Source organism: uncultured Shewanella sp., assembly GCF_947491715.1.
Lineage (GTDB): Bacteria > Pseudomonadota > Gammaproteobacteria > Enterobacterales > Shewanellaceae > Shewanella.
In genome coordinates this window covers 1-20,289 of sequence record NZ_CANLKR010000006.1, presented here as the reverse complement: position 1 = coordinate 20,289, position 20,289 = coordinate 1, and the positions used below count along the sequence as shown (strand labels likewise).

General features: G+C 38.4%; 16 protein-coding genes. 8 read left to right on the top strand and 8 right to left on the bottom strand.

Features of this window, described 5'->3' with window-relative positions; genetic code table 11:
- The first annotated feature begins 173 nt into the window (after positions 1 to 173).
- The 7 genes from Q0779_RS06930 to Q0779_RS06900 are packed head-to-tail and all read left to right on the top strand — an operon-like array spanning position 174 to position 9,822.
- The gene (locus tag Q0779_RS06930) at positions 174 to 2,264 is read left to right on the top strand and encodes an urea transporter (RefSeq protein ID WP_298770931.1); all 2,091 of its coding nucleotides are present in this window, start codon (positions 174 to 176) and stop codon (positions 2,262 to 2,264) included.
- 24 nt (positions 2,265 to 2,288) lie between these two features.
- Positions 2,289 to 2,927: a tetratricopeptide repeat protein gene (locus Q0779_RS06925; RefSeq protein ID WP_298770929.1), complete on the top strand. Its 639-nt coding sequence runs from the start codon at positions 2,289 to 2,291 to the stop codon at positions 2,925 to 2,927.
- A gap of 9 nt (positions 2,928 to 2,936) precedes the next feature.
- A complete protein-coding gene (locus Q0779_RS06920; RefSeq protein WP_298770927.1) occupies positions 2,937 to 5,675 on the top strand; it encodes a hypothetical protein in 2,739 nt (912 codons plus the stop codon).
- 22 nt (positions 5,676 to 5,697) lie between these two features.
- A complete protein-coding gene (locus Q0779_RS06915; RefSeq protein WP_298770925.1) occupies positions 5,698 to 7,257 on the top strand; it encodes a hypothetical protein in 1,560 nt (519 codons plus the stop codon).
- Positions 7,254 to 8,234, top strand: coding sequence for a C45 family peptidase (locus tag Q0779_RS06910; protein ID WP_298770923.1), 981 nt, complete (start codon positions 7,254 to 7,256; stop codon positions 8,232 to 8,234). Before Q0779_RS06915 ends, Q0779_RS06910 begins: the two co-directional genes overlap by 4 nt.
- Entirely contained in the window at positions 8,219 to 9,106 is an 888-nt protein-coding gene (locus Q0779_RS06905) for a hypothetical protein (RefSeq protein WP_298770921.1), read from the top strand. The genes Q0779_RS06910 and Q0779_RS06905 overlap by 16 nt, the downstream gene beginning before the upstream one ends.
- Before the next feature lie 14 nt (positions 9,107 to 9,120).
- Complete coding sequence (locus Q0779_RS06900) at positions 9,121 to 9,822, top strand: tetratricopeptide repeat protein (RefSeq protein ID WP_298770920.1); 702 nt, start codon at positions 9,121 to 9,123, stop codon at positions 9,820 to 9,822.
- A gap of 103 nt (positions 9,823 to 9,925) precedes the next feature.
- Here the strand turns inward: Q0779_RS06900 and Q0779_RS06895 are convergent, their stop codons facing one another.
- The 8 genes from Q0779_RS06895 to Q0779_RS06860 form a co-directional block, all read right to left on the bottom strand.
- Positions 9,926 to 11,560: an endonuclease gene (locus Q0779_RS06895; RefSeq protein ID WP_298770918.1), complete on the bottom strand. Its 1,635-nt coding sequence runs from the start codon at positions 11,558 to 11,560 to the stop codon at positions 9,926 to 9,928.
- A 993-nt stretch (positions 11,561 to 12,553) separates the two neighbouring features.
- Entirely contained in the window at positions 12,554 to 12,703 is a 150-nt protein-coding gene (locus tag Q0779_RS06890; RefSeq protein ID WP_298770916.1) for a hypothetical protein, read from the bottom strand.
- Positions 12,704 to 12,887: 184 nt separating this feature from the next.
- Positions 12,888 to 14,330, bottom strand: coding sequence for a TrkH family potassium uptake protein (locus Q0779_RS06885; protein ID WP_298770913.1), 1,443 nt, complete (start codon positions 14,328 to 14,330; stop codon positions 12,888 to 12,890).
- A 15-nt stretch (positions 14,331 to 14,345) separates the two neighbouring features.
- Positions 14,346 to 15,755, bottom strand: coding sequence for a Trk system potassium transporter TrkA (trkA, locus tag Q0779_RS06880; protein WP_298770911.1), 1,410 nt, complete (start codon positions 15,753 to 15,755; stop codon positions 14,346 to 14,348).
- A gap of 5 nt (positions 15,756 to 15,760) precedes the next feature.
- Positions 15,761 to 17,041: a 16S rRNA (cytosine(967)-C(5))-methyltransferase RsmB gene (gene rsmB, locus Q0779_RS06875; protein ID WP_298770909.1), complete on the bottom strand. Its 1,281-nt coding sequence runs from the start codon at positions 17,039 to 17,041 to the stop codon at positions 15,761 to 15,763.
- Positions 17,042 to 17,045: 4 nt separating this feature from the next.
- Entirely contained in the window at positions 17,046 to 18,023 is a 978-nt protein-coding gene (fmt, locus tag Q0779_RS06870) for a methionyl-tRNA formyltransferase (RefSeq protein ID WP_298770907.1), read from the bottom strand.
- 7 nt (positions 18,024 to 18,030) lie between these two features.
- Positions 18,031 to 18,543 carry a peptide deformylase gene (def, locus tag Q0779_RS06865; protein ID WP_298770905.1) on the bottom strand — a complete coding sequence of 171 codons (513 nt, stop codon included), beginning with the start codon at positions 18,541 to 18,543 and terminating at the stop codon, positions 18,031 to 18,033.
- 418 nt (positions 18,544 to 18,961) lie between these two features.
- Positions 18,962 to 19,213, bottom strand: a complete 252-nt coding sequence (locus Q0779_RS06860) for a hypothetical protein (protein ID WP_298770903.1) — start codon at positions 19,211 to 19,213, stop codon at positions 18,962 to 18,964.
- Between the two features lie 312 nt (positions 19,214 to 19,525).
- On the opposite strand from Q0779_RS06860, the gene Q0779_RS06855 reads away from it, so the two are divergent.
- Positions 19,526 to 19,696: a hypothetical protein gene (locus Q0779_RS06855; protein ID WP_298770883.1), complete on the top strand. Its 171-nt coding sequence runs from the start codon at positions 19,526 to 19,528 to the stop codon at positions 19,694 to 19,696.
- Positions 19,697 to 20,289 lie beyond the last annotated feature (593 nt).

Sequence of the window (20,289 nt, the reverse complement as noted above, 5' to 3'; positions counted from 1 at the left end):
AATAAAAACAATACTATAAAATATAGCCTAAACATTGACGCTTCTTGACAATAGTTTTTATCTGTTTACTTTGTTGATATTGAGAATCATTTTCTTTAATAATACTCTGTTCATCGAAAACTAACCTTTATTTTAGTTGTTAAAACGATGTTTCTGGAAATGATGAACATATTATGACAGTGATTGACGTAAAAAAATGGCGTTTACCGACTCATATGAATGCTATATTGAGTAGTTATTCAGATGTATTTTTTATACAGGGAAAAATATCAGGTACGCTGCTTTTTATTGTTGGGCTGATAAATTATAACACGGCATTATCTGGATTATTTTCCATTATTATTGCTTATGCATTTGCTCATTTTATTGGTTTCAACAAAGAGTTTTTAAAATCAGGGTTCTATACCTATAACCCTTTACTGTCTGGATTAGCTATTGGTCACCTTTATGAGATAAATATATTAACGCTAAGTATTATCGCGTTGGCAAGTATTCTATCATTTTTAATCACAGTTTTTCTTTCTAATGTATTTTATCATTTCCTTGGATTACAAGTTCTCAGTATTCCGTTTGTCATCATTAGTAGTCTAGTTTATTTAGCCAGCGGAAGGCTAAGTAATTTATATGTCAATAGTCTATATACTGATAGTCTTTACGATGATTTTTATTTTTTACCTCATTTTCTTAATGCCTTTTTTAAATCTATGGGCGCAATTATCTTTATGCCCAATGTTATTACCGGCGCATTAATATCAGGTTTGATATTCTTTAAATCTCGACTGATCCTCGTTGTTGCTATTTTTGGTTTTTTATTAGGGTGTGGTATCAATTCTGTATTTAATGGTTCTTGGGAGCAATCATTAAATAATATGAATAATTTTAACTACATTCTAATAGCAATATCTATTGGGTGTGTGTTTAATATTCCATCGCCTAAAAGCCTTATTTTAGCAGGCATTGCTGTCGCTCTTTCTACTTTACTCATCAATGCTGTTAATGTTTTCTGGGCTCAATATGGTATTCCAGTATTTACTTTACCTTTTACTTTGATCACTTTGTCTTTTGTTTATGTACTTGGTGTTGTGGGGTATCCTTTAAGACCCACTGTATTTCGTTCTAGCCCAGAAGAGACGTTGGATCATTATTTAACGGCGAAAGATCGCTTTGCGAATACCTTTATTACTTTAGCTTTACCTTTTTCTGGTATTTGGTCAGTTTGGCAGGGGTTTAATGGTCAATGGACGCATCAAGGTTTTTGGCGTTATGCTTATGATTTTGTGATTACTGATGAGCTGAATAATACTTACAGAGATAAAGGCACTCGTTTGGAAGATTACTATGCTTTTGGGCAAACGGTTTTGTCACCAGTTCGCGGCAGAGTGATTAAAGTTATTTCTCATTTAGTGGATAACCCTATAGGTGCAGTTGATACGATTAATAATTGGGGGAATCTAGTCATTATTCATGATGAACGTGGCTACTTTGTTGAAATTTCACATTTTGCAAAAGAAAGTATTGTCGTTTACGAAGGTCAATGGGTTGAACCAGGTGCGCATTTGGGATTATGTGGAAATTCAGGTTATTCTCCACAGCCACACATTCATCTTCAAGTACAAGCGACTGCTTTTATGGGGTCGGAAACATTGCCTTTTACTTTTGTACATTATCATGAAGAAAATCAATATTTCTCCCATGGTTTGCCACAGGAAATGACGAGAGTTTGTTCAGTGCTTCCTACTGCTTTTCATGAGCAATTAACCACATTTATTCTCGATGAAACATTGACATATAATGTTTATAAAGATGGCAAAAAAATAGACGAAGCGACTTTTGTTGTCAGAATGGCAGCCGACAGTACTTTCTATTTTTCAAGAGGGGATGCAAAACTTTTTTTTGGTAAATATGCAGGAACATTTTTTATCTATCATTTAGAAGGTCATGATCCTTATTTGAAATGTTTATATTTATCGCTTCCATCTGTGCCATTGGCTTATAAAAAGGAACTTTTTTGGAAAGATAATATATCAAACATGACTTACTTAGGGTATTTTAGTGGTGGATTAAGTGCATTTTTAAATGCCTTTACTCCATCAAAAATATCTACTAAAGCAGAGTACAAATTCATTTCTGAAACACAAATATCAGGGCGGATTAATAATCAGTTTTTCAAATCAAAATCAGACACGAATATAGAGTTGGACGCCTATTTGAAACTTAAAAGTTTTAAGGTTAATAATATAGAGTTAAAACGCAAGTCTAATTAATAAATCTATCTTTAGGATGTATAAATGAAAAACCTATGCTGTATCTTTACTGCTATCAGCCTGTTCTTTTTTAGTTTTAATGCTTTCTCTTCGAATGAGGAACTTCAGAAAACCTCTTTTCATAAGTCTTATGGTTATGAAAGGGTCGGTGATTATAAAAATGCCATAAATAGTTTAATTGGTCTTTATAAAAAAACACCTAAAGATTATATTTTAAATCTAAGGTTAGGTTATCTTTATTATCTTCAGGGTAGCTTTTCAAATGCTAAGTTTCATTACTTAGCCGCAAAAAAAATATCACCTAATGCTTTATCTCCTCAGTTAGGGATGATGAGAATATCAAATGTCAAAGAGAATTTCGATGATGCTGAATTATTAGGTTATAAGGTGATTAAAAAAGATTTTTATAACTACTATGCTAATTTATATTTAAGCTATGCATTAAGGAAAAATAAAAAATATGATAATGCTGCAGAAATAGATAAGAAAATGCTTGATGTTTATCCTGATGACACCACTTTTTTATTAGAATATGGGCTGTTAAAATTTCAACAAAAAGATTATGCCAAAACAAAAGAAATTTTATCTTTATTGTTAGTGCTTGAGCCTGAAAATGTTTCAGCAAAAGAAGTTCTATCACAAATTAGTCAAACTCAAGGGTGATATGATTATATGTATCATTCAATAGAAGAAAATTCATTAGTCGCCTTTGATCTTGAAGAAAAAAGGCTTGCTAGTTGGCAGTTGATGGAAGGTTTGTCGAGATCGAACCAATTATCTCATGCCGTTGGTGATGTCGTTGAAGTAGAAAGGGTGTTAGCTTATCTTTTTGAAATAGAGCGGTTTTGGGCGTACCCCGGCTATGGTGTTATGTTACAACTAAAACATTATTTCCATGCGGGTCAATATGAATTGTTTTATCAGTTGTGCCTCAATACTTATACGCAATTACAGTCACTCGATTATCGGCGTCAAAGCTTTGTGCCTTTTAAAACTAATTTATCTGATCTCGACAGACCAATTGTTATCGATCAAACGGAATTACAAGGAAAAAGCAGTCGAAGAACCAGTTGTAAAACTTACTTTGAAGTCTTGATTATTCATCCTGATCCTGCTGATTATGAACTGATTTATCGTAATAGTTTGGCCATGTTTAAATCAGAGCGTGATGAGTTTATTTATGATGTACTGTTTGTGAACAATGCTGAAGATGCCATGGTAGCTATCTTAGCTAACCCGAGTATTCAAGCTTGTGTTTATGTTTATGGGTATCAAATACAAAGCTCTTTTGATACTTACAGTAAAGAATATGCTGACTTTATTAATTATTATATTGATTTTAATGAAATTACCGATAATTCGCTAACGGGGTTACAAAGTGCTCTACACACTTTACGCCCAGAAGTGACACATTATTTAATTAGTGAGCTTGCGCTTGTGGGTATTGATGTCAAGATAAAGGAGCAATTTGACAGAGTGCTTTATCATGTCGAGCCTTTTCAAGAACTACATCATACTATTTTAAGTGGTATAAGAGATCGTTATTCCACTCCTTTCTTCGATGCATTAAGAACATACAGCAAAAAACCCAAAGGGGTTTTTCATGCTTTGCCTTTATCCAGAGGACAATCACTTAAAGATTCTCATTGGATCACAGACATGCTGAGTTTTTATGGCGCGAATACGTTTCTTGCTGAGACGTCCTCGACTCAAGGTGGAATGGACTCGTTATTAGATCCAAAGGGAGCCATTAAGCAAGCACACTTTAAAGCATCTAAAGCGTTTCGATCAAAGGAAACATATTTTGTAACGAATGGAACTTCCACGTCGAATAAAATTGTTATGCAGGCAAATTTAGAGCCTGGTGATATTGTGTTAACTGCGGCTGATTGTCATAAGTCAATTCCCTACGCCATTATGTTGTCTGGTGCTTATCCGCTCTTTTTAGAAACTTACCCACTTGATGAATTAGATTTATACGGTGCGGTTCCTTTAAAGCGAATTAAAAGGGTTTTACTGGATTTACGTAAGCAAGGCCAGCTGCATAGAGTGAAGCAAATTACACTCACCAACTCGACTTTTGATGGTGTTATTTATAACACTAAACGTTACATGTTGGATATTTTGGCGATTAAGCCTGACATTATTTTTCATTGGGATGAGGCTTGGTTTGCTTTTGCTTATTTTAATCCTTTGTATGAACATCGAACGGCGATGAGTGTGGCTAATTTTTTGCAAACATTGCTGCAGCAAACCGATTATCAGCAAGAGTATCAAGCTTGGTTTAAAAAGTTTGGGGATATTTTAGCCAGTGATGAGCGTGACGATCATGACTTACTCATTGATTTACCTTTGATGCCCAATCCTGACTTAGTCAAGCTGCGTGTTTATTCGACTCAATCGACTCACAAGACCTTAACGTCTTTTCGGCAGGGGTCAATGTTGCATATTTTTGATGAGCAATACAATAAAGAGTTGTTTCTTGAGTCTTATCGTATGCATACCTCCACGTCGCCGAATTATCAGATTATTGCTTCATTGGATGCTGGAAGGCGCCAAGTTAGCTTAGAAGGTTATGAACGCGTCAAGCGAGCCATAAGACTGGCAACATTATTACGTCAAAGGATTTCAAAAAATACCGTATTGCAGCGCTATTTTTCAGTATTGGCAGATGATGCTCTTGTGCCTAATGAGTATCGAGATACCAATTCAGCATTAGTACAGGACAGTACATCGAAGAAGGCGTCTTCACACTATTACCGTTATGCAGATCTGCCCAAATTTTGGGGGCAGTCAGATTTTGTGGTTGATCCGACAAAAGTGACAGTAGATATCAGCCGAACAGGAATGGATGGCACTGTTTTTCGTGAGTTGTTGATTAATAAGTATGACATTCAAGTCAATAAGACTTCTCGTAAAACCGTGCTGTTTATTGTCAACATTGGTGCTAATGAATCGACAATTGATTATTTAATCAATGTATTAAGTGAGATTTCTAATCGCTTAATCGACTCGGAATTAGCTGGGCAAGTCAATGATATGCCTCAATCAGAGCAAGTGATTAGTTTGCCATTGCATCGTGATTACCATGAGGCCTTTGTTCCCTATGAAGGGGATCACTTTTCGACGGTTGATATGCGCCGAGCTTATTATGCTGCATTTGATGAGCAGCAAATAGAATTTGTTACCCTTGATACCGATATGATCAAGCAAGTGATGAATGAGCGCCGCTTAGTGTCAGCCTCTTTTGTGACACCTTATCCGCCAGGGTTTCCCGTTCTCGTGCCTGGGCAATTAATTACGTATGATATTTTATTGTATTTACAAAAAATTCGCATAAAAGAAATTCACGGTTATAACCCAGCAGTGGGACTTAAAGTCTTTACCCAAGATTATCTCCAGTCCTTATAATTTTTAGACGTAAAGGTTAAATATGAGCGCTAATACTCAGTTAAGTTCGATTCAAGATGTAAAACAATATTTTGCGACATTAGATACGCCTCATTATTTTATTAGTTCGACTAATTTTAATTTAATGAATTTAGAGCAGTGGGTAAAGCGCTGGACCAATATCAATTTTATAGACTGTTATGATAAGTCGAATACTAGCGTCATGCTGCCTAGTAAAGTGGGAACACCGGTATTTGATAGCATTGAATCTGTAAATGATTTCCTGTTGGGACATAAAGATGTCGTGAGTCAAATTGAGAAGGACATTGCCCATTGGCACGCTGGAGAAAGGCAAGATTCACAAGCAAAAGCCTTGTTCTTGTTTTTTGATAAAACATTGGAAGAGACTTGTCGCTCCATGGATCTTCAAGTTTGTCTACCACCCAATCACCTTGTTAAGAAAATCGATAATAAGATCACGACCACGGAAATAGGCAATGAAGCAGGGGTGGCGAGTGTACCCAATGCATTGGAAAAGGTGACCAGCTATGAAAGCTTACAAGCAATTGCTGAGCAATATCAATTAGGTGAGCGTTTAGTGGTACAAAGTGCGTATGGGGATTCAGGTAAAACGACTTATTTTATTTCGTCGAAAGCAGAATATGACAAAGTTGCGACAGAAATCGAATCTGAAGAACAAGTAAAAATAATGAAGCAGATCCGTTGTGCGGGAACGGCAATAGAAGCTTGTGCGACTCGATCGGGGACTTTTGTTGGCCCGCTCATGACAGAGCTGGTCGGTTTATCAGAATTAACGCCTTATCAAGGCGGATGGTGTGGCAACGAATTGTACCAAGAGGCATTTTCAGATGCCATTCGCGCCAAAGCACAGCAAATGACGGAGAACTTAGGCAATACTCTGTATGACAGAGGCTATAAAGGGTATTTCGAAGTTGATTATTTAATTGATCTCGATACTGGAGAATTATATTTAGGTGAGTTAAACCCAAGGATCACCGGAATTAGCGCAATGACGAATATGTCAGATTTTTGCTATAAGACAGTGCCATTATTTTTATTCCATTTATTGGAATATTCTGATGTGAAATTTAATCTTGACCCTAATGAATATAATCAACTTGCGTTAACTAAGGGCGCGGCGGCAACAAGTGGGCAAATGATTTTTAAATATACGGATCCTGAACTCAAAATTCTCACAGCAGCGCCTGAATCAGGGGTTTATAAATTGCTTGATGATGAGTTAACGCTTATCTCAAAACATCATGATAGACGTCAAGCTTTGGCCGAAGATGAAGTGTTTATTATGCGGATAATGGATACTGCAGAGTATGCCTATAAAGGGGCTGATTTGGCGATTGTATTTACTCATTTTCGACTGCAATCTGCTGAAAAAATGTTAACTGACACAGCGAGAAAACTGCTTGATGCATTACAAGAGCAATTTAGTTATCGGGGATTAACAGAAGAAGAGAAAATCTTGGTTGAGCGTTATAACTCCAGTAGCTCACTAAAAGGAGCCTCTTATGCGGAGAGCATACTAGCGACCACTGAAAGTGATGCTATTGTTGAGGATGTATCATGAACCTCAATAATTCTAAACGATTTCAATTTGTCGAAGAAGTGAAACCGGGCAGTAAATGGCTCGCTTTTTATAATGAGGCTAAGGAAAGTTATAAGCAATGGTTTTTAAAGGAAGGTGAGCTGAATCGTCCTTCTTTTATGAGTTGTAAAAATGCATTGCAAGAGCATATGCCTGAACTTATTCCTTATTGGGAACATTTATTAGAACTGTCTAAAGCGGATGATATTGATGCCCGCTTGCTGAGTTTTTATTGTCCTACGCCCTATGTCAGTGGCGGATCTCAAGCAGTTTGGATACGCTATCACCCTGTTTTGATTAAAAACTATGATAATGCTCCAGCACTTTTTGAGGCACGCATTTTAAAAAGTTGCTGGGATCAAACCCAAGTTATTGCCTCAACGGATGGTCTGTGGGGGGTGCTTGATGGTATGAATGAGCATGGTTTGTCTGTTTCTTGGTCTTTTGGTGGGCGAAGCCGTACGGGTAAAGGCTTTAGCATGTCGATAATCTTACGGTATATTTTGGAGTGCTGTAAAACAACAGAAGAAGCTGTTGCTGTACTTCGGCGAGTACCGGTTAATTTAACCTATAATGTCACGCTGTTAGATGCAAATTTTAATATTAAAACGGTTGAGCTATCACCTTTTATTGCACCTGTTGTGTCGCACATTCCTTTAGCTGTGAATCATCAAGGTGGCTTTGAATTATCAAATTATGCGATGTTTTCTAATTCACATGAACGTAAACAAGAATTGATAGAAAAGCTTTATGACCCTTTAGTTAACATCGACTCTTTCATTAGTGCCTTTGAGTATGCACCGCTGTTTTCAACCGATTATGATCATGGTTTAGGCACCTTGTATACGGGCATTTATAATCCACAATTGAAAGCAATGGAGTTCAGGTGGCCATACTATATAAAACAATATCAATCATTTACTAATTTCGAAGAGAAAGAGTTATGGATCACTTATTAAGATCCTTACTGGGTGGTATTGCTGCTGTATTATTTGTTCCCTTGGCTAACGCAGATGAATCTCCTTGGTCTACTCAGTTAGCTTTGAATTACTTATCAGGGGTTTATTCTGGCGATACGATAAAAGATGAGTTAAGTGGCTATGGTGTTAAAGGTCAATTTAACTATCTAGCTGCTTATGATATTAATTTAGGTTATAGCCGATTAGGGATAGCATTTGATAGTGCTACTTTTAGTGACACGCTTTATCAAGAAGCGTTTCAATTAGAACTGAAGAGTCATTATTTCATTGATGTACTAAATGGTGCTCTAACGCCGAGCATACAGTTTTCTCAAATAGATGGGAATTTATCAGACAGTGCATTAGGCGGGTTATCCTATGTTGGGGGGGCGTTGAATTATATGAGCTATGAGCGCGATCTATCCTTTGACTTGCATTATTCAAGAACAGCTTATGAGTTCAACACTGGTGTATATCAATACGATGCTGCTATAGGTGGTAGTCTTTTTGGCTCTAGAAATTGGGGGCAAGTTAGATTGTATGATATTGCGAGTCAATCTTTTGACCGTCACTATGTATCAGCTGACATGCTCATTAAACACTGGCTCTCTGCTTATTCTTTGTTATTGCCTGATAGCTTATATTTAGCATTTACCGTTGGGGATAGGTTATTAGCGGTAGATCCCGATACGTTAGTGATTGCTAATTTAAATCAAATTCAAAAGCAGTACATTCGAGTGGGGAGTGACTGGGCGCTGCCTAATCGAAGTCAACTCACACTTGCTTTAGCGTACAGCGAATATGAGTTGTCAACATCTAGTAGTGATTATTCCGGTACGTTTTTATTTTTGCAATATGCGACAAAATGGTGAGTTTTTATACTGTTATGAATAAAGAAATTTCCGCTTTAATTTTACTTATTTTATCGTTCCATTGCGAAGCAATAGAGCAAGATTGGAATGCTTCTTATTTATTTGAAGCACAAGGGCTATATGAAAAAGCCATTGATGTTATCCGTGTACCAGAATCTGCTATGAGTGTATCGAATTTGGTGATGAATATTGATATGCAAAAATTTTTAAATGGCGATAGGGTTGAGGCCGTCGAGTGGACGCCAAAAATGGAGAGGATTTCATCAACTTATGAATTTACTCTAATGCGTATCGCTTGGTTATATTTTCAAAATAAGGATTATAGTCAGTCGATTGAAACTTATCGAAAAGCCTTGGCGCTGAATCCTGAGTCGATTGATGCTCAAATTGCACTTCTTTCTCCATTGGCAGCATTGAACCGATGGAAAGAGGTGGCAATGTTATCGAGTAAAGTGCTTGAGTCACAGCGTTTATCCTATCAAGCTCATTTGTTTCTCATGCAAGCTAGGGAGCATACTCAGGCTTGGTTAGCGTTAGAGGATGAAGCGCGAATATTGATTGCGAAGTTTCCAACTGAGGTTGACGCTTGGGTTTATTTAGGCCGATCACTGCGGCATCAGCATAAAACCACAGAGGCGATTAATGCGTATCAGCAGGTATTGGTTCGATATCCGAATAATATGGAGGCTTTGCGCTATTTACAGAGTGAATTGTAGTTTACATTGAATGTGATATTGAGCCTTGTCTTATCGTTGAAAAAATCGGTGCTAAGGATTGGGCACCGATTTTTTTGGGTGATAACAGTATGGTTAAATACTGTTAATTACATTGATTGGCATAAATGTCATTAGCCCAATCAGCATAGTCGATAAATGGATTTCGATTGCCTTGTATAGCATAAACTTTGTTATTTCTTATTTGTTCTGCACTGTCAACAGGATCGGCATTATGCCAAGCGAGTAGTGTACAAAGTTTTCCAATATAACCATTGCCCGATGAAGATGTTGCTGTGCCAGTGAAATTACTGATCTGCAAATCGCCGACGCCCGTGCTGCTAGTATCAAGTCCTTGGTAGCGAACATCCATATAGAAAATCATACGGGCCACATCGCCCTTTAAGCTGTCCATAGGTTCCAAGCTATCTGAATCATAGTAAGTTCCTGGAGCCTCACTGATGCTATTACTGCTTGAATTATCAAAGTCTAAGTTTCCACGAGTACTATTCACTGACTCATCTGATGGGCGTAAGTGGTGAATATCGGTATAGGCATCATCACCTGAAGAGGGAAAACCATGGCTTTTTGGCCAAATATGTTCACGGTTCCAATCATTTTGATCATTGTTGGCGCCTGAACCACCGACTCGGTTTACTTTGTCTTGAGAACGTTGAGTATAAAATAAGATGATGTTACTGCTATTATCGGGATCCTCATCTGTGACCGCTAGGGCATCCCATACCTGAGAATAAGACAAAGAGGTATGGCCGTCTATGATGGTATTTAATGCACTTTTTAAGGTTTCACCCGTTAGGTTAATGGCATTGGCATAGTAAGTATTGAAGTCTTCAAAACTTGTGTTTCCCCCGCCAGTATTGCTTGAATCTTCAGTATAACTGGCAGAAAGTGAGACGCCATTAAAGCTTTCATAGGCTAAAACAGTAATATAATAAGTGCCTGCAGAAATACTAGAAAAAGAGCAAGATTCATTATTGCCACTTAAGTAGGGAGCACAATCATAACTAGTGGTTGTTGGGCTGCTTCCTTGTTTTACGTATAAATCGGCATCGCCAGTGCCACCATTGATAGCAATCCTTAGGTTTGAGCCTGCTGTGGTATTGAGGGTATAACTAAGACTATTACCACTTGTCGTCGAGTTTAAGCTGATCGAACTGCCATTGGTTAGTTCAGTATTGTTGATTGTCGTTGATTGATTGTTATTGGTTGAGCATGACGAGTTGAAAATACCTGATTTAGGTGAGCCTATTGAATTTGAATTTTTCCAATCACTGACTGAGTCAGTGTCTTCAGCGCTACCTCGAGCAAGACTCGTATTGCTGGCAGAGATATTCCAGCCACTGATTTTATTTTCCCAAGCCAGCATGTCAATTTCTGAATTATTATTTTTTAAATACAAATAATCGCCAGAATTCCCTAATGATAAATTTAAATCGGTAAAATCTGCACTAATGGAATACAAGTTATAAAATGCTGTCGCATCTTTTGCGATAGTAATATATTCCCCTGCGGCTATTTCACCACTGAGGGCATAGGTTCCGCCATTATCATTGAGAGTATAGGTCGATAAATCGATGGTATTACAACTTGAGTTATAGAGTTCGACCCACTCTTCTGTGAGATCATTATTTGGACTGTCGTAGAGTACTTCACTAATTAACACATTTGCTGTTGCTGAAAAGTGAAGTGTAGAGAGAGCTAAGCATATTATTTTTTTCATTTACTTATCCAATCAAACCTTATTATTATTTAGTGGAATGTAGACTATAGTTGTGAATAAATAAATACAAAAATATTAAAAGAGTTAAAAATATTGTTTTAAGCTGTGTATTAGTTTATTTGCTAGTGTTTTTTGTTATTTATGCATTTGTTTGTTTTATTTTATTCCTTACGCTTGTAATCATATCGATGACAAGTATTTTGAGTTTGTTGATGACTAGAAAATAGTGATTTATATGAGGTTGTAATTATTTAATCTATATTTATCAATTGATTATGAATAAAAGTTGCAGTGTTTATTTTGTAATGGATATTTTCCAGCTTGTATAAAAGATACATCAATGTGTTTTATGTTAATTATTTGTTTCTTTTAAAGGGTGTTATTTTCAGTAATCAATTTTGCTAAGGTTAAAACTTAACGCTATAAGTTATATTCTGAATTGTATTATCAATATATACCCAAACCACTTGAAGATGCAGGATTCAGCTGGAATTAAAACGCGTTTAGGCAAGGTCATTAATTGCTCCTGCATAAATGACATTTCCATCATCCATGATGGTCAGCTTGAACAGCGTGCTTAGTTATTCTAAGTTGATATTCAATAACGCAGAATAAAAGTTTTTTAAACCAGCCCGTTGGGAGCCTGTAAAAAGACTAACTTCTACGTTGCATCACCTTAAAAGGCAATAAGCATTCTTTCAATAATGCGCCTTGAATTAAGCCTTTTTACGGGCTCTGAAAACATGCACTTTCAAGTGGTTTGGGTATAGTGAATGACTTAAAATTTGAAGAGCAACAATAATGTGTTCGTTTACATAATAAGTGTTTTTTTAATGTAAAAAATTCTATCTTGAACGAGGTGCATTAAACAGGTTATTTGATGTATCACTGTGGCGGGTAACAAAAGCATACTACTCAGCAGTATGGGGTCATACTGCTGAGTAGGGGATGATTGTTACCTAAAATAAGAATGTTTACTTGACGGGATTGCGATCATTTTTCGGCTAGCTCGCTGTTGAATATCGTTAATGTGCTTTTTGCGAGAATGTCAGTGGTTTTTTGATGAGTATATTCAAGGGCACTTCCTAACACTAAAAGTGAAATGACAAAGAAGTAACTGTATATCTTGGTCGACAATGACATGATCCCGCCTCAGTGTTAAAGTGAAGCGTTAGCATAATAAAAAACAGTGTTAAATGTGTGTTTTCTAGTCACACTTTTTATGCTTTTTGTAACTTAAAATGTCTATAATATTTATTTTCAATAAAAACAATTCATTATATATGTGTTCATGATTGTATTATTGATATCGGCGCTGCAAATAAATTTAAAATCGCCAAAACTTAGGGTGAAATAAGACGGCAACAGTGAGGATTTCTAGTCGCCCCATTAGCATTCCTATAGCGAGAGCCCATTTTGCCACTTCAGGTATAGAAGCAAAATTACTGGAAGGGCCAATTTCAGGCCCAATACCAGGACCCACATTACTGATGGCGGTAATCGATCCAGAAATGCTGGTCATTAAATCGAGCCCAGTGGCGACCAAAATGACGGTGATAATGACAAACAACATAATAAACAATAGCATGAAAGTGACGAGTGAGTTCACAATTTCGGGGTTGATAATTTGTTCATTATATCGGCTTTTAAACACGCTTTTAGGGTGAAATTGCTGTTTTAGTTGCTGTACCATCACGGCAAAAGCAATTTGAAAGCGAAAGATTTTAATGCCGCCAGAGGTAGAGCCAGAACAGCCTCCAACGAATAATAGGAAGAAGAAAGTGATACTGGCGAGTGTCCCCCATGAATCAAAATCGGTGAGGCCAAAGCCTGTCGTTGTGACTACTGATACAACATTGAACGTGGATAGACGTAAAGCGTCAATGAAAGGCATATCTTTGACGAAGGAAAGCCAGGTGCCTAACGCTAGAGAAACTAAGGTTATAAAGATTAAAAAGCCTTTGACTTGCGCATCATTCCAAACCTTTAAACTACTTTGCTGTAAGCTATAAACAAATAATAACAGGGGCAAGGATCCTGAAATCATAAATATAATACCGAACCACTGAGCTTCATGAGAAAACGCCGCCATGGATTGATCGGAAGTCGAAAAGCCGCCAGTTGAGACCGTTCCCATTGCATGGTTAATGGCATCAAACCAGCTCATGCCGCTGTAATGAAAGGCCACATAGCACAGTAAAGTGAGAGAGCAATAGACAAAGAGTAGGTTTTTGGCCATTAATTGCGTTCTTGGAACCGTTTTGTCACTCCAGTCCGATGATTCTGTTCTAAATAGTCTCATTCCCCCTACGTTTAAGAAAGGCAAAATGGCAACAGCCATGACAATAAAGCCTATACCACCAAACCATTGTAGTAATGAGCGCCAAATGAGAATGCTGCGATCCATGTTATCGAGTCCTGAGAGCACCGTTGAGCCTGTTGTTGTGATCCCTGACATAGTTTCAAAGAACGCATCGGTGTAATTGATGCCGATATAAATGGTAAAGGGGAGGGCTGCAAATAGGCTGACGATGATCCAAGTGAAACTAGTGAGAATAAACATATCTCTAATATTGAGTTGTAAGCGCTTCTTTTGGCCGTTATGTAAGCATATGGCTGCAGCAATACCACAATAGATGCAAGATCTGGCAAAGGCGCCACTTGTGCTTTCTCCTAAATATATTGCTAAGCTTAAAGGAATAAGCATAAAGCCCGTCAGGGCTGATAAAAAAATCCCTAAAATAAACAGTAGCGCTCTAAAATTCAGCATGCTTTCTCCGTATTTTTAGAAGAAAAAAGCGCTTGGCTGGAAAAGTTTTTCAACCTCACCAATGAACTTTTTATCGACTAAGAAGAGAATGACGTGATCGTCTTGTTCAATAATGGTGTTGTCGTGTGCCATCAATACCTCTTCATCTCTCACGATTGCGCCAATCGTAGTCCCCGGAGGCAGTTTTATTTCGCTAATTTTTTTGCCCACGACTTTTGAAGTACTTTTATCGCCATGAGCTATAGCTTCAATGGCTTCAGCCGCGCCACGTCTTAATGAGTATACGTTACAGATATCACCTTGGCGGATATGAGTGAGCATGGCTGATATGGTTGCTTGTTGGGGAGATATTGCGATATCAATATTGGCTTCTTGAACGATATCAACATAAGCTTCTCGTTGAATGAGAACCATCACATTTTTCGCGCCCATGCGCTTAGCTAATAACGAAGACATAATATTGGCTTCATCATCATTAGTGACGGCAATAAACACATCTGTTTGTTCGATATGCTCTTCAACAAGCAGTTCTTGATCCGATGCATCACCACAAAAAACGGTGGCGTTTTCTAAACGTTCAGATAAAGCTTCGGCCCGATCATGATTTCTTTCAATGAGTTTTACGCTGTGATTGCGCTGCAGTTGTTTCGCTAAACCAAAACCGATATTACCGCCACCGGCAATCATGATGTTGCGATAGGAATTATCAAGTTTTTGCATCTCTCCCATAACGGCTCGAATATGGCGAGTATCGGCGAGAAAGAAGACTTCATCGTCGGCTTCCATTATGGTTGTGCCACGGGGCATAATAGGCCTACCTTGGCGAAAAATAGCGGCGACGCGAGTATCAATATTAGGCATATGTTCCCGCAATGCAGCAAGCGCATTACCAACTAATGGTCCACCATAATAGACTCTTACTGCAACTAGGCTTAATCGGCCTTCAGCAAACTCCAGCACTTGTAATGCACCAGGGTGTTCCACTAATCGTCGAATGTAAGCAGTGACGAGTTGTTCTGGTGCAATAAGCTCATCGATGACAAAGCCGCCGCGGGTTCGATTATCATTTTGTTTGGTTTCGCTGTCGATAAATAGCTTATCGCGAATACGAATATATTGCTCTGAGCGTATGCGGGCAATTTTTGTGGGCGTACCAAATAATGAGAAAGCAATCTGGCAAGCAGACATATTACATTCATCACTGCTGGTCACTGCTATCAGCATATCAGCATCTTCTGCGCCAGCTTCTTTTAGGACATCGGGATGCGCGCCATGACCAATAACGACGCGTAAATCAAATTTATCCTGTAGACTTTGTAGGCGGTTCTTATTATGGTCGACGATAGTGATATCATTATTTTCGCCAACTAAATTTTCTGCTAATGTGCCGCCCACTTGACCTGCACCTAAAATGATAATCTTCATGCTTGCTAGTCCTTAATAAGACGTGCGTAATAAAAACCATCCATATTTTCTTGTCCTGGTGTAATTTGCCAGCCTATTGCTTGTTTATCTTCTTGTTGCACTAAGGGAACTAATCTTGCATCGGGAGTACGGGCTAGAAATGCTTCAATTTGTTCGCTATTTTCTTGAGGTAAAATAGAGCAAGTAGCATATAAAAGTGTGCCCCCTGATTTCAACCAATGCCAGCAGTGATCAATTATAGCAGACTGGATATTTGCAAGTTCTTCAATATCATTGTTTTTTCTTAGCCATTTGATGTCTGGATGGCGCCTAATGACACCCGTTGCTGAACAGGGGGCGTCTAATAAAATACGATCAAACTTGTCTCCATTCCACCAAGTTGAAATGTTAGCGGCATCGCCATGGATTAATTTTGCGTCTAGCGACAATCTATCGAGATTTTGTTGCACCCGTTCTAACCTTTTCTCATCATTATCAACGGCAACTAGTTCAATATTAGATTCGATTTCGAGAATATGACAGGTTTTCCCCCCGGGCGCTGCACAGGCATCAAGAATTAACTCTCCAGCTTTTGGTGCGAGTAGACTTGCAGCCCATTGAGCGGCGCCATCTTGTACTGACACTGCTCCATGACTAAATTCAGGTAATTGCATCACATCTGTTGGTTTTTCAAGTAAAATCGAATCATGGCTGTGACCTGCACTGGCAGTGATATTTTCAGCCTGTAAGCGATTGAGATAATCATTTCGCGATTGTCTTTGTTGATTGTTTCGCAACCACATTGGGGGTCTTTGGTGGCTTTGCGCTATGATGTGTTGCCAATTGCTAGGGTAAGCGGCTTTTAAGCGTTTAATGATCCAAGCGGGCGTATTGTATTGTAAGGTTTCATTGTCGCAAGACAAGGGTTTTTCTTGTCGTTGAATGTTTCTTAAAATACCATTGACGACTTTAACTAAACCCTCAAATTTTAACTGCCTGCAGGCTTCCGCCGTTTCTGAAATAGCGGCATGACTGGGAATGCGAGTGAAATATAATTGATAACAGCCGATCAATAATAATTGATGAATAATGCGCTGTTTGCCTTTAAGCGGTTTGCTCATGCAGTCACTGATTTGTTTATCAAGTTGTGGCAAAACACGCATGACACCGTAACAAAGCTCAGCGAGAAGAGCTTTGTCTTTTCCGCTGTGAAGGTGGCGTTGTTGATCAGGAAGGGCGACTGAAAGAGACAGGCCTTTTTCTAATACTTGAAAAATGACTTTTGCAGCTAATGCTCTTAAATTCATTGAATTACTCAGTTTCTGTAGCGTTATTTATAACAGGTGATGTCAGTACTGTATTTGGCATGAACCAATCGGCTTTTGAGTTTAAAATGTCGGCAATGGGAAGTGACTTTTTACCGGGAAGTTGCATGTGGGTGAGGATAATAATTCCATCACCTGTTGCGATATGTAATCCGGTTTTATCGGCTTGTATTATGGTACCTGGAGCGGCGTCAGTGTGTAATTCACTGAGCTGACTTTGCCATACTTTTATGCTACAGCCTTCATGTTCAAAGTGACTCATTGGCCAAGGATTAAAAGCGCGAATTTCACGAGATAACGACAATGCACTTTTATGCCAATCGAGTCTTGCTTCTTCTTTACTGAGTTTTGCTGCGTAATTGGCCAAGTTGTCATCTTGTTTGACCGGAAGCAAGGTTTTATTTGCGATACCACTCAATGCCTCAATTAGGGCTTCAGGTCCTTGTGCGGCGAGTTTTTCGTAAAGTGTCGCAGACGTGTCTTCGTCTTCAATAGGCAGTGATGTTTTGAGTAACATATCGCCCGTATCTAAGCCGATATCCATTTGCATTATGGTGACACCGGTTTCAGTATCGCCAGCCCATAAAGCACGTTGAATTGGCGCCGCACCTCGCCAACGAGGCAGTATTGAACCATGGACATTAATGCAGCCTAATTTGGGAGTGTCCAAAACGACTTGAGGCAATAATAAGCCATAGGCGACAACAACCATAATATCGGCATTGAATTGAGCAAGCACTTGTTGAGCGTTCTCATTTTTCAAGGATGTTGGTTGCATGACGTCAATATTGTGAGCAAGGGCTAACGCTTTGACGGGGCTTGCTTGTAGCTTTTTCCCTCGTCCAGCGGGTCTATCGGGTTGAGTATAGACGGCAATGACATTATGTTGTGAATCAATTAACGCTTGCAGGTGGCGAGCAGCAAAGTCGGGCGTACCTGCAAAAATAATATTGAGTGGTTTCAAGCGGTTTTTATCCTTGTTTAGCTTCTAATCGAGCTGCTTTTTCGAGCTTTTGTTTTATGCGCTGACGCTTTAGCGGTGATAAATAATCAACAAAGAGCTTACCCATTAAATGATCCAACTCATGTTGTAAGCAAATGGCAAATAACTCAGTTGCTTCTAAAGTAAAAGGTTGGCCATGTCTGTCGAGTGCTTTGATAGTCACAAATTCTGCACGTTCAACTTCAGCATAAATCCCAGGTACTGATAAACAGCCTTCTTCATTAATGAAATGACCATCTTTTTCAATGATTTCTAGATTAATAAAGACCTTGGGGCGCTCCACCTCATCTTGCAAGTCCATGACGATAAGTTGTTGATGAAAATCGACTTGTGTTGCAGCAAGTCCAATGCCCTTTTCTTCATACATGGTCTCAAACATGTCATCAATTTTGGTTTGTAATTCTGGGCCAAAATCGGTGACAGGCTTAGCGACGGTTCTTAATTTTTCATCAGGAAAACGCAGTACTTTTAATAAACTCATACATCCACTCTATTTTTACTCAATACTATCAAACATGGCGTCAAAACAGTTTGACGCTAAGGAATGGGACAATTTTAGTCTTTCGTGCCGCTCAATAACAGCAAAAGCTCGATATATGTGCAAATTTCCTGTGACTTTTTGTGTAAATGTTTTTTGATTGCTCATATTGGGGGCTAACGCAATGCCTTGCTTTACCTTTATGATGGGACGTTTTTGCTTGTGTCTGGACTCAGCAAAGTCAGAATGGACTGAATGGCCTCTTGCTTCCAGATGAGCCTTTTATGGCTTATTGCAGTTTACTTAGTTGGTTTTGTAACAAAAGCAACTAACAGTCAGCCAACTGCCAGCCAGATGGAATAATCGAACCTTTAAAAAATAGAAAAAACTTAAAATTAAAAGCCACGCAGCGTTCGCCGTTTTAAACCGCTTTTGGTGCTTTTGGTGCTTTTGGTGCTTTTGGTGCTTTTGGTGATCGGTCGGTGATTGAGTTTTCCTGTCCTAATTGAACTAATTTATCCGCTTTGGATATTCGTAATACACCATGCAATAAGGCCAGTACGGCAAACAATAATCCCGTTACTGAAAATATTGCCATTGCTATGTTTGCTTTCTGGTAATCTTGATATACATACAGTGCGGTAATACAAATGAATAAAATTGAAAATGTCATTAATATGCAACTTGTTAATGTGATTGATAATCTTATTAACTTATATTTAAACAAACACTTAAAACTGAATGTGTTGTGTTTTTTGTTACCTAGGGTTATGTCATAAATAAGTTTAGTGAGTCCTATGACAGTAACGATCGTCGTTATTGTTTGGGTAAATATTTTTATTGTATCTGCTTCCATTTACTCTTTCCTTGTATGTGTTTCTCCTTTTACATCGAACAGTATCAAACTCGATAGGGTTTACCATCGCCCGTATTTCCCATTTTTCCTTTTTCAAAAACCATGCAGTGTTCGCAGTTTTAAATCGCTGTGGATGAGCAACAAAAACTCATGGCGGCTTGGGATAAACCCCATTCTGTCAAAAGAGGGGTTATCGTCACGGGCGTAAAATGGGAATGTACTCGCGCACTATTTACCGAACATGTCACCGAACATGAGTGCATTCAACACATTCAAGCCCGTGATTGGAATGAGTGTTAACCCAGTGGTCGTCAGCCGCTGCAAAGCGGCTGGGTTTTAATGGCCTATTTCAGCTGGCTCACTTGATTTTGTTACACTATCAAATATTGTAGCTAGCTTTAAATGAAGGTGAATGTCTGCCTTATAACAAAGAATATTTGTAATACACTCTTAGCTTGTAACGCCCATTTAATAAGGAAAGTAAAACCACGGAGTGGTCGACGTCTAGGACCGCCTTAATGGCTGATATCAATAACCCAAGGGGTAAATGTCACCGAACATGAGTGCATTCAACACATTCAAGCCCGTGATTGGAATGAGTGTTAACCCAGTGGTCGTCAGCCGCTGCAAAGCGGCTGGGTTTTAATGGCCTATTTCAGCTGGCTCACTTGATTTTGTTACACTATCAAATATTGTAGCTAGCTTTAAATGAAGGTGAATGTCTGCCTTATAACAAAGAATATTTGTAATACACTCTTAGCTTGTAACGCCCATTTAATAAGGAAAGTAAAACCACGGAGTGGTCGACGTCTAGGACCGCCTTAATGGCTGATATCAATAACCCAAGGGGTAAAATAGTACTGATAACAGGCTTTATCGTAGCCCGGTTCGTT

Excerpts from the sequence above, each read along its gene's own strand:
- Q0779_RS06930 (WP_298770931.1), top strand. The coding sequence starts at position 174 with ATGACAGTGATTGACGTAAAAAAATGGCGTTTACCGACTCATATGAAT.
- Q0779_RS06925 (WP_298770929.1), top strand. The coding sequence starts at position 2,289 with ATGAAAAACCTATGCTGTATCTTTACTGCTATCAGCCTGTTCTTTTTT.
- Q0779_RS06920 (WP_298770927.1), top strand. The coding sequence starts at position 2,937 with ATGTATCATTCAATAGAAGAAAATTCATTAGTCGCCTTTGATCTTGAA.
- Q0779_RS06915 (WP_298770925.1), top strand. The coding sequence starts at position 5,698 with ATGAGCGCTAATACTCAGTTAAGTTCGATTCAAGATGTAAAACAATAT.
- Q0779_RS06910 (WP_298770923.1), top strand. The coding sequence starts at position 7,254 with ATGAACCTCAATAATTCTAAACGATTTCAATTTGTCGAAGAAGTGAAA.
- Q0779_RS06905 (WP_298770921.1), top strand. The coding sequence starts at position 8,219 with ATGGATCACTTATTAAGATCCTTACTGGGTGGTATTGCTGCTGTATTA.
- Q0779_RS06900 (WP_298770920.1), top strand. The coding sequence starts at position 9,121 with ATGAATAAAGAAATTTCCGCTTTAATTTTACTTATTTTATCGTTCCAT.
- Q0779_RS06895 (WP_298770918.1), bottom strand. The coding sequence starts at position 11,560 with ATGAAAAAAATAATATGCTTAGCTCTCTCTACACTTCACTTTTCAGCA.
- Q0779_RS06890 (WP_298770916.1), bottom strand. The coding sequence starts at position 12,703 with ATGTCATTGTCGACCAAGATATACAGTTACTTCTTTGTCATTTCACTT.
- Q0779_RS06885 (WP_298770913.1), bottom strand. The coding sequence starts at position 14,330 with ATGCTGAATTTTAGAGCGCTACTGTTTATTTTAGGGATTTTTTTATCA.
- trkA (WP_298770911.1), bottom strand. The coding sequence starts at position 15,755 with ATGAAGATTATCATTTTAGGTGCAGGTCAAGTGGGCGGCACATTAGCA.
- rsmB (WP_298770909.1), bottom strand. The coding sequence starts at position 17,041 with ATGAATTTAAGAGCATTAGCTGCAAAAGTCATTTTTCAAGTATTAGAA.
- def (WP_298770905.1), bottom strand. The coding sequence starts at position 18,543 with ATGAGTTTATTAAAAGTACTGCGTTTTCCTGATGAAAAATTAAGAACC.
- Q0779_RS06860 (WP_298770903.1), bottom strand. The coding sequence starts at position 19,213 with ATGACATTTTCAATTTTATTCATTTGTATTACCGCACTGTATGTATAT.